Origin of the sequence: Methylosinus sp. R-45379, assembly GCF_001644125.1 — a bacterium.
Classification (GTDB): Bacteria; Pseudomonadota; Alphaproteobacteria; order Rhizobiales; family Beijerinckiaceae; genus Methylosinus.
The window spans coordinates 1-14,146 of the sequence record NZ_LUUM01000312.1; the positions used below are offsets into that span (position 1 = coordinate 1).

The following is a 14,146-nucleotide window of genomic DNA, read 5'->3' on the forward strand; positions in this document are numbered from 1 at the left end:
GGCATAGGCGGGGCCGCCGGCCGGGGGCGCGCCCCAAGGGCCGCCCTGCTGCTGCGGATAGCCGGGCTGCTGGCCATAGCCCGGAGGCGGGGCCGGACGCGGCGGGGGCGGGGCCTGGCGCTGAGCGCCGCCGAACAAGCCGCCCAAAAATCCGCCGGACTGCTGAGGACGGCTCTCCAACTCATGCACGCGGCTGTCCAGCTCCTGCAGACGTTGATTGGCCGCCTGCAGCGCCTGATCCTGCACCAGAACCGTCTGCGCCAGCAGATAGGGCGCGCCCGGCTGCGACTTCAGCTGCTCGGCGATGAAACTCTCCGCCTCCTGATCGCGCTGAGCGCCGGCGGCGCTGCGCGTACGCTCGAACAAACCGGCGAGCAGTTGGCGTTCTTCGGGTGACATAGGTCTCTCCCAGTTGGAACCAGCCCTCTTCGCGGGCGTGGCGCCAGAAATATGGGAGCGCTTTTTCGCTCTCACAAGGGCTGTGGTCGCGGTCGAGCTGGCGATTTCGCCGGCTCAGTCGCCGGCGAGCGCCATGTCGTCGCGGTGGATGATCTCGTCCGGGCCTTTGAAGCCGAGCAGCCCCTCTATGTCGCGCGACGATCGGCCGATGATGCGGGCAGCGTCCAGCGCGTCGTAAGTCACGAGGCCGCGGCCGATTTCGCCGCCCGAAGCATTGCGGATCACGACGCAGTCGCCGCGCGCGAAGCCGCCTTCCAGAGCGGTGACGCCGGCCGGCAGCAGGCTCTTGCCGGAGAACAGCGCGCGCGCCGCGCCTTCGTCCACATGCACGACGCCCTTGGGCTCGAGCGAGCCGGCGATCCATTTTTTCCGCGCCGTCACCGGCGAGGAGGGGGTGAGGAACCAGCTGCAAGGCCCGCCCGCGGCGATTCGCGAGAGCGGCGCCTCCACGCGGCCGTCGGCGATGACCATATGGGCGCCGCCCGTGGTCGCGATCTTGGCCGCCTCGATCTTGGTGCGCATTCCGCCGCGGGAGAATTGCGAGGCGGCGCCGCCGGCCATCGCTTCCACCTCCGCCGTGACGCGCGGCACCACCTCGAGCAGCTTGGCGTTCGGATCGCTCGCCGGCGGAGCGGTGTAGAGGCCGTCCACATCGGAGAGCAGCACCAGCAGATCGGCGCTGGCCATTGTGGCGACGCGAGCGGCGAGGCGATCATTGTCGCCATAGCGAATCTCGGAAGTGGCGACAGTGTCGTTCTCGTTGATGACCGGCACGGCGCGTAGCGCCAGCAGCCGGGTCAGGCATTCGCGGGCGTAGAGATAGCGGCGGCGCTCCTCCGTATCGCCGAAGGTAACGAGAATCTGCCCGGCGGTGATGCCGAGATCGCCCAATGTCTCCGCCCATATGCGCGCGAGGGCGATCTGCCCGACGGCGGCGGCGGCCTGGCTGTCCTCCAGCGGCAGCGCGCCGGAGGGAAGGCCGAGCACGCTGCGTCCCAACGCCACCGCGCCCGAGGAGACGACGAGAACATCGGCGCCGCGGCGATGCAAAGCGGCGATGTCCGCGGCGAGCCGCGCGAGCCACTCGCGCTTCACCTTCGCCTCGCGCGGATCGACGAGCAGCGAGGAGCCGACCTTGACGACGATGCGGCGGAAGGATTCGAGGGAGGGACGTTTCACGGGCGATCGGCTCATTCGAGATGCGGGACGGCGGGACTTATAGCCCGTCTGCGCGGAAAGCCTACCCCGCGCCGCGCCGCGCCGCGCCGCGACGAGAAACGGGACGGAAACGAGAGAGAGACTTTCCGCCGCGCATCCGACACCGGGCCGCTTCATCCTGCATGCGCTGACGAAGACCAAGGAAATTCCATGCGTGACAAAATTGCTTTGACGCGACGCGGCCTCGTGGCCGTTGCGCTGGCCGGCTCGGCGACTGCGGTCCTGCCGGAACCGGCCGCTCCCGAGCCGGCCCCCGGACCGCTGACGGCGCCGGCGGAAGAGGGGCCTTTCTATCTCGATCTCGATCTCGATCTCCAGCGAGCGGACATAGCCGAAGGGCTCGCCGGCGTGCCGTTGGACATCGTCTTCGCTGTCCAGGACGAGACCGGCGCGCCGCTGCCCGGCGCCCGAATCGATGTTTGGCATTGCGACGCGCAGGGGCGCTATTCCGGCTTCCCCGGCCAGGGCGAGGATGGGCGGCTCGATCTCTCCGGCAAGACCTTTTTGCGCGGAAGCCAGATCGCGGGAGCGGATGGACGCGCGCGCTTTTCCAGCGTCTATCCGGGCTGGTATCCCGGCCGCACCACCCATATTCATTTCAAGATCATCGACGGCGGAACGGCGCGTCTCACCTCGCAGATTTTCCTGCCGGACGCGCTGAGCGAGTTCCTCTACGCCAATCTCGGCGATTATGCGCGCGGGCGGCTGCGCGACACGCTCAACTCGACCGACGGCATAGCGCTCGCCGCGGGCGAGACGACTCGTGGCGAGCTGCGCGAGGCGGCCGGCCGTTATGTCGTGTTCTTGCGCGCGCGGATCGACCGCAAGACGGTGCGCGCCGTGCCGCCTCCACCCTTCCTGCAGCCACGCGGCGATCGTTTCGCCGGACCGCCGCCGGGGGGATTCCCGCCGGGAGGTCCACCGCGCCGTCCGGCGCTGGAAGGGGCGGAGCGTCTGCGCGGGCTGCTTCCCAAGGCGTGAGGCGATCGCTCATGGCGCGGCGCGATTGCGCAGAAACACCACATAGCCGAGAAAATTCGGCCGCTTCGCCAGAGCGGCCGGAGGTGCCCATCGGGCCCCTTCGGCGAGGCCGAGCCGGAAGGGAATGCGAAGCCGCGAGAGCCGCGCCAGATAGGCGTCGATATTCTCGACCGTCTGCGCGCCTTTGTAGGTCTGGAAGACGAGCTCGTCGACGCTTCCCGAAAGCGCGTTCAAATCCTCGGGCGCGGCCTGCGACGCCCAATCCATGAGGCCGGTCACGCCGAGCGCGCAGCCTCGAGGCAGCTCCCGCCGCAGCGTGCGCAGGAAGGTGGCGTAATTCTGCAAGCCGCGCGTCGCAGCGTCGAAATCGATCTGCACGCCGGCGACGCCGCCCGGCTGTGCGCGCCAGGCGTCCAGACGGCGGCGAATTTGGGCGACGATCTCCGGCGGCCAATCGAGGCTGCGGACGCGATAGGCGAGCCAGAGAGCGGCCTTGTGCGGGCCGGGCTCGACGCCGCCTTGCGCCTTCATGCGGACGATGCCGTCGCGATCCGGCCCGATCTCGCCCGAATGGAGATAGATGGTTTTCGCCGCGGCGAGCTCGGCGCGTCCTTTGACGCCGGCCCACAGCCAGAAAGCGTCATGATCCGCCGCCCGCACGACAGACTCGGCCATTGCCGGAGACGCACAGAGCAGCGCGCAGAGCGCGAGGAGAAGAACCCGCGATCTCACCAGTAATATTGCAGCCCGCGCGCCCATTGCGTCGCGCCATAGCGTGACTTCAGCGTTTGGAACCAGGCTTTTCGCTGCGCCTTGTCGACATCCTTGCCGCCGCAATCATTGCTGCCCGCCGGCGCATAGCAGTTGATCGCGCGGTAGAGCGCATAGGCTCTGTCGGCGTCCTTGGTCGCCGGATCGGCGATCAGCCGCTGATAGACATCGCCCCGCGAGAAAGGCTCGCCGGGGAAAATTGCCTTGGCGCCGCCCAGCTCGTCCGCCGCCGGACGCCAGGCGTCGAAACGGGCGAAGCCCGAGTGGCGGACGAAATCGCCGAGGCAGAGCAGGCCATGCGCGGAGCGCGGATCGGCGGCGAGCTCCGCGACCACGGCCTTGGGCGCCGGACATTTATAGGGCTCGTTGGCGGGCGAGGACAAAAAGATCGCCGATTTGGGAAGGTCCGAGACCTCCGGCGCTGCGGCGTCGTCCTGCGCGAGGCCTTCGGCCGAGAAATCGCGCAGGAAATTCGCATATTGGCCGCGCGTCGCCTCCTTATAGAGGAGGAGGAAGCGGGCGAGCTTGCGCTCCTCCGCGCTCGCCTGCGGATCGGCCACGGCCATGCGCAGCAGGATCGGCCCGGCCGTGTGGCGCAGCAGGATCGCGCGAATGCGTGGCGAGGAGAGCCGCGTCTCCGGCAGGAAAACCTTGTTCGCCATGCCGGCGCGCTCATAGCTCAGCGCGAGGCCCAGCTCGACCGCCTCTTTCCACAAGGGATTGGAGACGGTTCCGCGCAGCTTGGTCCAATGCTCGATCGCCTGTGGATATTGTCCCGAGGCCATCAGAGCCTGACCGCGCAAAGTCTCGCGGCTGAAAGCGAGATAGGAGCGCGGCGCTGCGATGGGCGCTCCGAGCGCTTGCAGCGTCGCCGCAAAATCGGCGTCGGCGTAATAGGCGCGCGCGGCTTTCAGAAAGCCGAAGAGATCCTCGCGTCCGGCGAAGGCCTTTGCCTGCGCGTCCAGCTCCGCGGTGGCAAGATGCGTCTCCTTGCCGTCGGAGCGCAGCTTCATCAGATCCTGCGTCGCCAGCAGAATCGGCTCGCGGCTCGCATGGTCTTTGGCGGCGGAAAGATATTTGGAATCGATCTCCTGCGCCAGATCGACGCCGTCGAGCCCGACCTTGGCGCCGCTCCCTTGCGCGATCTGCCGGCCATATTCGGCGGCGAGGCGCTCATCATCCGCCGCGAGCCAATAGACGCGCCGCAACAGTCCCTGCGCCGAGGCGGCGTAGCGCCCCGTGGGATAGGATTTCAGATAGGTCTGGAAGGCGGTCTGCGCCGCGGTGAGCGTGGCGCGATCGGTCACATTGGGCGTTGCGGTTCCGTCGAAATCGGCGAAGGCGCCGATCTGCGCCTTGTTGAGCAGGGCGCGGGCGGTCATGTAACGCGCCGCCTCGCGCAGCCAGGCGTTGCGCGCCGAGTCGAGCTTGCCGAAGCGCTCCAGCGCGCGATCGAAATCGCCTTCGTAGAAGGCGTCGGCGCCGATGAGATAGGAAGCGAACTCCTGCCCGGCGGCCGAGGACGCGATTTGCGCGAGCGCATTCGGCGCGGCCGCGTCGGCTTTCTCATTGCGGCAGGAGGGGGCGATCTTCTCCCGCGCCGCCGTCAACGCCCGCCGCTCTTCGACGGAAAGCGCGGGCCCCGCCTCGACCGCAGCCGTGAAGGCGGCCCGGCCCGACTCTATCGAGACGCAGCGCGTTCCCTCACCATCGGCGAAAGCGCTCGCGGCTTCGTCCTTGCGGTCGCGCGCCGCCGCGCCTTTTCGGCAGGCGTCGGTGAAATCGGGCCGCGAGAACAGCACAGAGGAATAGAAGTCGAGCTTCTCCTCGCCCTTTGAAATCGCCTCGTCCTTCGGCCGCAGCGCCGGATCGGCGTCGTTCATCAGAAAGAGGAGATTGAGACGGGTGTCATTGCCCGGATCGAGGAAGGGCATGCCGTTCTGCTCGGCGTAGCTCCTCTGATCGAGCGACCAGCGTCCGGGCGTCGGATCGCCGCCGCCACAAGCGTGCGCCGTCCCGGCGGAAATCAGAAAAGCGAGAATGGCGGCGCTGGCGAGTATGGAACGCATCGAAACATCCCGATCACGAAATGCGCTTCGATATCGCGCTTCGCCGAAAGCCCGGCTGCGCGATCTTTGTTGGGCGGAATTTTGGGAGGAGCTGGCAGGAGTGGAGGGACTCGAACCCCCAACCCCCGGTTTTGGAGACCGGTGCTCTAGCCGATTGAGCTACACTCCTGCGGTGACGGCGCGCCGTCGGGGCTCTCATGCCGCATCGCGGCCGAGGATGCAAGCGCCGGGGAGGGTCCTCGGCGCATTTTGCGGGTCAAGAATTGCCGCCCGACAGCACGGTGACGGCGCGGCGGTTCTGCGACCAGCAGGAAATATCGTCGCAGACCGCGACCGGACGCTCCTTGCCATAGCTGAGCGTGCGGATGCGCCCGGCGGAGAGGCCACGAGAGGCGAGGTAGTTCTTCACCACTTCGGCGCGGCGGGCGCCGAGCGCGAAATTATATTCGCGGGTGCCGCGTTCGTCCGCGTGGCCCTCCACAGTGAAGGAATAGCGGCCGTAGCGCTGCAGCCAGTCGGACTGCTTGTCGAGCGTCGCCTGCGCGGTGGGCGTCAGCTCGCTCGAATCGGTCTCGAAATAGACGCGGTCGCCGACATTTACGACGAAATCCTGCGGGCTTCCGGGGGCGGCGTAGCCGCCGCGGCCATTGGCGCCGGCGCCGCCGGCGAGCGCGGCGTTCTCATCCTCGGCGTTTTTGGCGCAGGCGCCGAGCGAGACGGCCGCCAGAATGGCGACGGCGAAGCGCAGGGCGCGCGTGGCGGAAAGCAATGCCATTTCCTCTAAGCTCCTCTGACGACGGGTCTCTACTGTCGCCAGTCCTATCCGCGCAGGGGTTAAGCGAAGGTTCCGTCAACCTTGACGAAAGCTTTGCGCGTCCCGATGCGGCGCGCGAAAGCGCGGTAAGGTTAACGTGAGCTTGATCGTCGATGCGGTCCGTGGCGGCAGTGAGGCGAAAAGGCGGCGCGAAAGGAGATGCGCCTTGTCCCACAGGGAATTGCGTATGGGGAATGCGGGGGCTGGACCGCCGCCCGGATCATTGTTAGCACTTTCTTCACCATGAGGCGGAGGGTGCTGGAGACGATGCGCGATCTGAAACGCTCCAGCCGTCGCTTTTGCGGGCCGTTCTGCGCGGCGATCGGCGCGTTGACGCTCGCCGGCTGCGTCGATACGGCGGTCGAGATCGGCCATCCGCGGCCCGAGCAGCTCGCGCAGCGGCAGCGTCCGACGCCGCGGCCCGGCGTCAGCCCGCGTGGCGCGCCTGTGGCGCTCATCAGCCTGGAGGGCGCGCCGGAGGATGCGCTGGCGCGCTTCCGCCCCGCCTTCGCCCGCGCGACGGAGAGCCGCGACATAGCCGCCGCCGAAGAGCCGGCGGCCGCCTATCGTCTGCGCGGTTATCTCACCGCCTATGCGAGCGCCGAAGGGGCGACGCGCTTCGCCTATGTCTTCGATATTTTCGACCGCAACGGACGACGCGCCCGCCGCCTCACCGACGAGGTGGCCGTGACCGGCGCCGGTGATCCTTGGACGCTGCTCGACGATCGGGCGCTGGCCGCGGTCGCGGCGCGGGGCGCCGATGAGCTCGCCGCCTTTCTCTCCGATACGCCCGAGGCCGTCGCCGCGGCGGCGGGCGCAGAATCGGGCGTGACGATCGCCGCGGCGACACGGGGCGAGCCGGCCTCCGCGCCGAGCGACGCCAAGCCATTGGGCTTCGCCGAGATCAAGTGAGCGATCGGCCGAAGGAGTCGATCGCGACTGCGCCGAGCGCTCCGAAGAGGACGACGAGCCAGGCCGGCGCCCGCCAGAAGACCAGCAGCAGATAGGCCGTCGCCGCGAGGCAGAAATCCGCAGCCGAGAAGACCGCGCTGGTCCAGACCGGCGTGTAGAGCGCGCCCGTGAGAATGCCGACCACGGCCGCATTGACGCCGGCGAGCGCCGAACGCATGGCCGAGCGGCCGCGCACCGCATCCCAGAATGGCAGCACGCCGAGCAGCAGCAGCAAGGACGGCAGATAGATGGCGACGAGGCACAGGATCGCGCCCGCCCAGCCGTTGGGCGGCTCGCGCATCGCCGCGCCGAGAAACGCCGCGAAGGTGAAGAGGGGGCCGGGCACGGCCTGGGCGGCGGCGTAGCCTGCGAGGAAGGCGTCCGAGCCGATCCAGCCCGGCGGCGTCACCGCCTGCTGCAGCAGCGGCAGCACCACATGGCCGCCGCCGAACACCAGAGCGCCGGAACGAAAGAAAGCCGCGAAAATGGCGAGCCAATGCGCGCCGGTGGTAGCGGCGAGAATCGGCGCGCCGATCAGCACGAGGACGAAGAGAGCGAGCGAGGCGAGGCCGGCGCGCCGACCGATGAAGCCGGCGGAGATCGGCGCCGACGCCGGCGCCGATCTCTGTGGGAGCAGCAGCCATCCGATGAGGCCGCCGCTGACAATGGCGCCGATCTGGCCCGCGGCCGAGGGAAGCGCCAGAGTGAGGATCATTGCCGCGAGCGCGATCGTGGCGCGCTCGCGATCCGGGCAGAGGCTCCGAGCCATGCCCCAGACCGCCTGTGCGACGACGGCCACGGCGACAATCGCGAGGCCGTGCAGCCAGGAAAGATGCGCGACATCGCCGAGCTGTGAGACGCAATAGGCGAAAAGGACGAGGGCGACGGCCGAGGGCAAGGTGAAGCCGAGCCAGGCCGAGAAGCCGCCGAGCAGGCCGGCGCGCGACATGCCGAGAATGAAGCCGAGCTGGCTGCTGGCCGGTCCAGGAAGAAATTGGCAGAGCGCGACGAAATCGGCAAAGGCCGTCTCGCTCAGCCATTTGCGGCGCTCGACGAATTCGGCCCGGAAGTAGCCGATATGGGCGATCGGTCCGCCGAAGCTGGTCAGTCCCAGCTGCAAAAAGGCGAGAAGAGCCTCGAGAGCCGGATGCCGCGGATGTCGGGAGCCGACGATGTCGTCTATGTCGTTGCGCATGAGCGTTTCGCCTTGTCCTCTCGGCGGCTCATACGCTCGCGCGCGGGATCGCGGAAGCCGTCCGCCACGCGCCGCCCGCCTGCGCATTGACGACCCGGCAGGCTTTATGTATCGAATTAGCTACATAAGGTCGCGAGGCGATAGCCGGCGCGCCAGGGGATGGGGTGCCCCCTACAACCGCCGAAGAGGCTGATGACTCCTGCTCAATGCCGATGATCGGAAGATCATCGAACAAGGGCGCTTGCGCGCTCGTAATGCAGGAGGAAGCAGATGAATCAGGATCTCTCGGTTTTTGTCACCCCTTTCGCTCTCGTCATCGGATGCGCGCTGATCGCCGCCGGCGGGCTCTACTTCATCGAGATTCAATTTCTGAAGTCGCGCGTCCAGGCGATCGCCGCGCTCGTCGCGGGCTCCATCGTTCTCGCCGCGCTCGAGGTGGTGCTCGCCGGCAGCAGCGTCTCATTCTTCAAGGCGCAGCAGGTGCAGACTTCCGCCTGCGAGCTCGAGGGCGAGTCCGCGCATCCGGAGGCGCGTCTCGGCGTGGACGTCAATGTCATCCACAAGCACATTCTCGGCTGCATGCAGGAGGCCGGCTATGAATGGGCTCCCGCGCATCGCAATTGCAAGGATGCGCCGGTCGCCACCAATGCCTATTGCTATCTGCCGGCCACCGGCTTCGAGCGCGCGATCACCGCGTTTCAGCTGAGATTCGAATAGCCCGATCGCGGCGGCGAGCCTAAGCTCGCCGCTCGCCCCTGCAGGGCGCTTGCCGGTTGGAGGACATGCTCCATTTGACCTCGAGACTGAGGGGAAGGCGGCGCCCCGTCGGGAACAGACGGGAGATGTGCCGATGAATGAGGATATCGCCGCCTTCGTGGCTCCGCTGACGCTCATGCTCGGCGGCGGATTGCTGGCGCTCGGCGGGCTGTCCTTCATCGGCATCGACTACTTCGACAGCAAGTTCAAGGCGCGCGTCGCCTTCGCCGTCGGCCTCGCCTTCATCGTCGCCACAGAGTTCGTCTTCGTCACCGGCAGCAGCAGCGGACGCTATTTCGCCGGGCTGAAGATAGACGTCACCGATTGCGAGCTCGACAGCGAGAGCAAGCTCCCCCAGGAGCGGCACAAGAACAGCCGCGTGTTGCATGATCATATCGTCGCCTGCATGGAGCGGCTCGGCTATGAGTGGAACGCCGAGCACGAGCACTGCAAGGAGGCGAAAATCGCCACCAACTCCTTCTGCTATCTGCCGACGCGGCCGGTGGCGCGGGCGATCGTGCGCTTTCAGACCGCCTTCGAGTGATCGGAAGAGCGCTCAGGCGCGATCCACCGCCTCGCCAGGGACGAAAGCGTCGAACGCCGCCCAGAACTGCTCGCGCAATTCGTCGCGCTCCATCAGCAATTCGTGACGCGCGCCGGGAACCTCTATGAGGCTCGCGACCGGCAGCCTTTGAGCGAAGCGCTCGATCGCGCGCGAGGAGACGATGCGGTCGCGACCGCAGAGAAACGCCATTACCGGCGTGCGCACGGCGCGGGCGTATTCGGGCGCGCTGAGCTGCTTCATCAGCCGGAAGGCGGCGTTGACCCAGCCGACGGTCGGATCGCCGATAGCGAGATGCGGCGCCGCGCGCACCACATTGGCGTTGCGGGAGAAGCGCGCGGGATCGGAGGTCAGCCGATTGCCCTCGAAGGGCAGCTCCTCCAGCGATTTCGGCCCGCCGCCCGGCACATACATGGCGCCGAGGCCGAACATATCGAGCGTGTCGGCGATGGCGCGCGCGCCGATCGGAAAGCGCAGGCCCTCGAAATCGACCATTGGCGCGGCGACGATGACGCGATCGAATGGCGAGCGCGCCGAATGGACGCGATCGAGCAATATGGCGCCGCCCATGGAATGCGCCAGCGCATGCCAGGGGGAGGGGCATTCGAGCGCCAGAACATCGGTGATGAAAGCGTCGAGATCGCGCTGATAGAGCGCGAAATCATCGACATGGCCCTTGCGCGGATCGGAAAGATCGCGCTCCGAGCCGCCCTGTCCGCGCCAATCCAGCGTCACCACATGGAGGTCGCGGGCGAGCAGATCGTTGATCGTCTCGAAATATTTCTCGATGAACTCGGCCCGGCCCTGAAACAGCGCCACTGTGCCGATCGCCCCACGCGGCGGCGCGAAGCTCGCCGCGCGCAAGCTGCGTCCATCCGCCGTGCGAATGGCGAAGACCTTCGCATTGGGCGGTACGGGATTGTCGGGCGTACCGATGAGCTGCGATTCGGTGAGCGGCATGTCGGGCGATCCTGCTGCGGCCGGAACGAAAGGCGCTGCCTGCGTCTCTCGCCCCGTCTATCGCATGTCTCGCCCGACCGCGCAAAAGGCGAAGCTCAGAACTTCACCGTCAGTCCCGCGTAATAGGAGCGGCCTTGTCCCGGCACGGCGCCGAAGACGCTCGTCTTCTTGTAATTCGTGTAATCGAAGCCGCCGAGCGGCGAATAATAGCGAACGTCGGCGACATTGGTGATGCCGAGATCGATGCGGAACGCGTCCCATTCATAGGCGGTGCGCAGATTGACGAGTCCGTAGGAGGGCGTCTTCAATTCATTGCGCGCCGTGCTCACATGCGTCTTGCTGTCGACCAGCTGCAGCTCGACAGCGCTGCTCCAGCCACCGAGCTTGTGCTCGAGAGCGAAGCGCGCATTGAGCGGCATGATGTGATAGAGCCCGTCGCCGCGATCGAGATTTTCGCCATAGACATAGCCGATGACGCCCGAGAGCGTGAAGCTGCCGACATCGGGCGCCTCATAGAGCTTGCCGCGGCCGGAGAGATCGAAGCCATAGAGCTCCGCCTTGTGATTGCGGAACTGCAGAATGGGGAACCAGCGCCCATTCTTGTCGGTGAAGCCGCCGATGCGATCCGCGTCGATGAAATTTTCGACATAGCTGAAATAGGGCGTCGCCTTCACCTCCCAATCATGGGCGACGGGATCGCGCCACGCGGCCGTGAAGCTCACCGTATGCGCGACCTCGGGCTTCAGATCGAGATTGCCGACATAGCCATTGGCGTCGCCGAACCAGCCGATCATGCTGCTCGCCATGCCGCCGACGCCGAAGGCGTAGCGCTCGTAGAGATTGGGCGAGCGCGTCTTGCGCGAATAGCCGAGCTCATATGTGCTCGTCTCGTCGGCCTGGTAACGCACGAGCGCCGTCATGTCGAAATTGACGTCGGTGCGCGCATGGCTGCGGGCGTTGAAGAAGCGCGCCGCCGTCGCGTCCGGATTGGCCATGCCCATCATGCCCATGGGAATGGGATTGCGCGGGTCATAGGCCTGCGCATCGCCGGCGTTCGTCCAGACGACATCGTTGCGCACGCCGAGCGATGTCGTCCATTGCGGCGACCATTTCGCCTCCCATTCCGCGAATGTGCCGATGCGGTCGCGCTGGCCGCCATTGATATTCCAATAAGTCCCCGGACCCATCATCATGCTGCCGACGATCGGCGGCCACCAGTCGTTCAGATGATTGCCGTGGAATTCATTGCCGACGCGCAGAAGATTTGAGGGGTCGAGCGGAATTTCCGCCTTCAGCGAATAGCCGTAATCCGTTCCCGACGTATTCATCGGCATATTGGCGGGCTGCTTGTCGTAGAGAAAGCCCATCTCATGCGCGGTATGCTGCCAGAAGGCGCGCGCCTCGAGCTTTCCCCATTCGAACGCGCCCTTATAGCCGGCGTCGACGGAATAGGCGCGATTGGCGGTCATATCCATGCGCTGATTGACGAAGCCCTGATAGGGAATGTTCTGATAGCCGCCCTTCAGCGTGAAGAGATGTCCGTCGTTCTGATAGGCGAGCGTCGCCGAATGATTTTCGGAGATGAAGCCGGTGGAGAGAACCTTCGGTCCATTGTCGCCCGCGTGATAATCGGAGCCGCGCGTGTAGCCGCCATTATAGAGCAGGCTGAAATGCTCTGTGGCGACATTCGCCGTTCCCGAGACGCCGAAGCTGCTGTTGGAGCTGCGGAAGAAGCCCGAGATCGATCCCGAGGCGAGAACGCCGGGCGCGATGGACGGAACGAGGCCGGGCGTGGAAGCGACGCGCGGATTGGCGAAGATCGGCGGCTTGGGCTCCACCGATATCGTGCCCGCGATCGAATCGCCGCCCTTGCTCACCGGCGTCACGCCGGAGAGCACCTCGATCTTTCCGACATTGTTCGGATCGATATAGGAGAGCGGCGGATTCATATGATTGGCGCAGGCCGAGGTGATCTCGACTCCGCCGAGCAGAATCTTGATGCGATCGTCGGCGAGGCCGCGCAGCGTCGGCAGGCGCGACACGCCGCCCGCCTCATAGAGATCGACGCCCGGCGCCGAATAGAGCAGCTGCGCCGTGTCGCTGGCGTTGGCGCGCTGCGCATCGAGCGCTTCGCCGCTGATCTCTGTTGCGCCGATCGGCGTGAAGGGGCCGTCGGCGCGACGCGCCGCGGCGCGCAGCGCACGCTCGCGCTCCCCTGCCACGTCGATCGGCGGCAACGCAACCGCGCCGGCGTCATTGCGCGTGGTCTCGTTCTGCGCAAGCACGATGGCGACGCTGCGTCCGTCGCGCGTGAGGCGATAGCCTATGCCCGTGCCGGCGAGCAGACGATCGAGCGCGTCTTCGAGCGTGAAGGCGCCGGAGAGTCCATGCGTCGTGAGATCGCGCGTCAGCCGCGATTTATAGACGAGCTGCGCGCCGGTGGCGTCGGCGAGGCGATTGAGCGCGGCGGCGACGGAGCCGGCCGGAATCTCATAGCTGCGCACTGCGGCGGCGAGCTCCGCCTCCGGCATTGCGACATGCGCGATGGCCGGCTCTTGTCCGAAGACGAGAGCGCTCAGTGCCGTCGCTATCGCCGTCGCGCCCATGTTTCTATTCTCGAGACGAAAAAATCGCCGCTGCATCCGCCCTTCTCCGAGTTCTTATCGGGAACGAAAACGTCCCTCTATGAACTCTGACGAATGGAGCGCGCGAACACGCACGTCCGTGCGACGAAAAAATGCAGGCGCATGATGCGGCGTTCTGTCTCATCCGCGTAGCGCCACGAGATAATCGCCGATGTGAATCGCATCGAGTGCGAGCGAAGCCTCGATCGCGCGCAAGGCGCCGATCGGATCGGCGGCGTCGAACACGCCGGTGACGCGCAGCCGGCGCGTGGCATCGCTCGCCACGATGATGTAGCCGCGGTGATAGCGTGAGAGAATATCGACGACTTCGCCGAGCGGACGATCGACGAAGATGAGCTTGCCGCGTCGCCAGGCGGTGGCGTCCGGCACGGCGACGGGGACGGGCGCGCTCGTCGGCGCCGCCGGACCAAAGTCGCATTGACGTCCTTCCTCGACGATCGTCTTCTCGCCATGGCTCGCGACGGCGACCTTATGCTCGGCGACCGTCACGCGGGCGCCGTCATTCTCGAGCGCGATATCGAAAGAGGTGCCGAGCGCCGTTACCGATCCGCCCGCCGCCGTGACGACGAAGGGCCGCGCGACGTCCGGCGCGACATCGAAAAACGCCTCGCCTTCGAGCAAAGTGAGCGCGCGCTCGCCGGCGGCGTAATGCACGGCGATGGCCGATCTTCCGCCGAGCTGGATCTTGGAGCCGTCCGAGAGCGTGACCATGCGCGTCTCGCCGGCGAGCGCGCGCTCACTTTGCTCGAAGGCGAGGCGTTTTTC

13 protein-coding genes, 1 tRNA gene and 1 riboswitch are annotated in these 14,146 nt (G+C 66.7%); of the genes, 4 read left to right on the forward strand and 10 right to left on the reverse strand.

Annotated elements, in window-relative coordinates:
• Together A1351_RS23175 and proB are read right to left on the reverse strand one after the other, a co-directional pair.
• The coding region (locus A1351_RS23175) for a DUF2076 domain-containing protein (RefSeq protein WP_157096476.1) at positions 1 to 399 on the reverse strand (399 nt) is incomplete at its 3' end.
• Between the two features lie 114 nt (positions 400 to 513).
• Positions 514 to 1,653, reverse strand: a complete 1,140-nt coding sequence (proB, locus tag A1351_RS23180) for a glutamate 5-kinase (RefSeq protein WP_036308823.1) — start codon at positions 1,651 to 1,653, stop codon at positions 514 to 516.
• A 174-nt stretch (positions 1,654 to 1,827) separates the two neighbouring features.
• On the opposite strand from proB, the gene A1351_RS23185 reads away from it, so the two are divergent.
• Positions 1,828 to 2,658, forward strand: a complete 831-nt coding sequence (locus A1351_RS23185; protein WP_064034047.1) for a hypothetical protein — start codon at positions 1,828 to 1,830, stop codon at positions 2,656 to 2,658.
• A 9-nt stretch (positions 2,659 to 2,667) separates the two neighbouring features.
• On the opposite strand, the gene A1351_RS23190 is transcribed toward A1351_RS23185, so the two are convergent.
• The 4 genes from A1351_RS23190 to pal all read right to left on the reverse strand — a co-directional run bounded on the left by A1351_RS23190 (position 2,668) and on the right by pal (position 6,273).
• Complete coding sequence (locus tag A1351_RS23190; protein ID WP_064034048.1) at positions 2,668 to 3,333, reverse strand: DUF3142 domain-containing protein; 666 nt, start codon at positions 3,331 to 3,333, stop codon at positions 2,668 to 2,670.
• 53 nt (positions 3,334 to 3,386) lie between these two features.
• Positions 3,387 to 5,498 (reverse strand): hypothetical protein, encoded by a 2,112-nt coding sequence (locus A1351_RS23195; RefSeq protein WP_064034049.1) that lies wholly within the window; start codon positions 5,496 to 5,498, stop codon positions 3,387 to 3,389.
• Between the two features lie 92 nt (positions 5,499 to 5,590).
• Positions 5,591 to 5,667: transfer RNA gene (locus tag A1351_RS23200), tRNA-Trp, on the reverse strand.
• An 87-nt stretch (positions 5,668 to 5,754) separates the two neighbouring features.
• On the reverse strand, positions 5,755 to 6,273 hold the full coding sequence (pal, locus tag A1351_RS23205; protein WP_064034050.1) for a peptidoglycan-associated lipoprotein Pal: 519 nt from the start codon (positions 6,271 to 6,273) through the stop codon (positions 5,755 to 5,757).
• A 294-nt stretch (positions 6,274 to 6,567) separates the two neighbouring features.
• Between pal and A1351_RS23210 the strand changes: the two genes are divergently transcribed.
• Complete coding sequence (locus A1351_RS23210; RefSeq protein ID WP_064034051.1) at positions 6,568 to 7,224, forward strand: hypothetical protein; 657 nt, start codon at positions 6,568 to 6,570, stop codon at positions 7,222 to 7,224.
• On the opposite strand, the gene chrA is transcribed toward A1351_RS23210, so the two are convergent.
• A complete protein-coding gene (chrA, locus tag A1351_RS23215; RefSeq protein ID WP_064034052.1) occupies positions 7,217 to 8,458 on the reverse strand; it encodes a chromate efflux transporter in 1,242 nt (413 codons plus the stop codon). The two genes, A1351_RS23210 and chrA, sit on opposite strands and share 8 nt — an antisense overlap.
• Positions 8,459 to 8,604: 146 nt before the next feature.
• Positions 8,605 to 8,667, forward strand: a riboswitch (Fluoride riboswitch).
• 61 nt (positions 8,668 to 8,728) lie between these two features.
• Between chrA and A1351_RS23220 the strand changes: the two genes are divergently transcribed.
• On the forward strand, positions 8,729 to 9,175 hold the full coding sequence (locus tag A1351_RS23220) for a hypothetical protein (protein WP_026598630.1): 447 nt from the start codon (positions 8,729 to 8,731) through the stop codon (positions 9,173 to 9,175).
• 133 nt (positions 9,176 to 9,308) lie between these two features.
• Positions 9,309 to 9,758 carry a hypothetical protein gene (locus tag A1351_RS23225; protein ID WP_024879915.1) on the forward strand — a complete coding sequence of 150 codons (450 nt, stop codon included), beginning with the start codon at positions 9,309 to 9,311 and terminating at the stop codon, positions 9,756 to 9,758.
• A gap of 12 nt (positions 9,759 to 9,770) precedes the next feature.
• Here the strand turns inward: A1351_RS23225 and A1351_RS23230 are convergent, their stop codons facing one another.
• The 3 genes from A1351_RS23230 to A1351_RS23240 form a co-directional block, all read right to left on the reverse strand.
• Positions 9,771 to 10,736, reverse strand: a complete 966-nt coding sequence (locus tag A1351_RS23230) for an alpha/beta fold hydrolase (protein WP_024879916.1) — start codon at positions 10,734 to 10,736, stop codon at positions 9,771 to 9,773.
• A 95-nt stretch (positions 10,737 to 10,831) separates the two neighbouring features.
• Complete coding sequence (locus A1351_RS23235) at positions 10,832 to 13,342, reverse strand: TonB-dependent receptor (RefSeq protein ID WP_245291713.1); 2,511 nt, start codon at positions 13,340 to 13,342, stop codon at positions 10,832 to 10,834.
• A 159-nt stretch (positions 13,343 to 13,501) separates the two neighbouring features.
• On the reverse strand, positions 13,502 to 14,146 hold a 645-nt coding region (locus A1351_RS23240), incomplete at its 5' end, for a FecR family protein (protein WP_064034053.1).

Coding starts and splice junctions, on each gene's coding strand:
- proB (WP_036308823.1), bottom strand. CDS start 1,653: ATGAGCCGATCGCCCGTGAAACGTCCCTCCCTCGAATCCTTCCGCCGC.
- A1351_RS23185 (WP_064034047.1), top strand. CDS start 1,828: ATGCGTGACAAAATTGCTTTGACGCGACGCGGCCTCGTGGCCGTTGCG.
- A1351_RS23190 (WP_064034048.1), bottom strand. CDS start 3,333: ATGGCCGAGTCTGTCGTGCGGGCGGCGGATCATGACGCTTTCTGGCTG.
- A1351_RS23195 (WP_064034049.1), bottom strand. CDS start 5,498: ATGCGTTCCATACTCGCCAGCGCCGCCATTCTCGCTTTTCTGATTTCC.
- pal (WP_064034050.1), bottom strand. CDS start 6,273: ATGGCATTGCTTTCCGCCACGCGCGCCCTGCGCTTCGCCGTCGCCATT.
- chrA (WP_064034052.1), bottom strand. CDS start 8,458: ATGCGCAACGACATAGACGACATCGTCGGCTCCCGACATCCGCGGCAT.
- A1351_RS23220 (WP_026598630.1), top strand. CDS start 8,729: ATGAATCAGGATCTCTCGGTTTTTGTCACCCCTTTCGCTCTCGTCATC.
- A1351_RS23225 (WP_024879915.1), top strand. CDS start 9,309: ATGAATGAGGATATCGCCGCCTTCGTGGCTCCGCTGACGCTCATGCTC.
- A1351_RS23230 (WP_024879916.1), bottom strand. CDS start 10,736: ATGCCGCTCACCGAATCGCAGCTCATCGGTACGCCCGACAATCCCGTA.
- A1351_RS23235 (WP_245291713.1), bottom strand. CDS start 13,342: ATGGGCGCGACGGCGATAGCGACGGCACTGAGCGCTCTCGTCTTCGGA.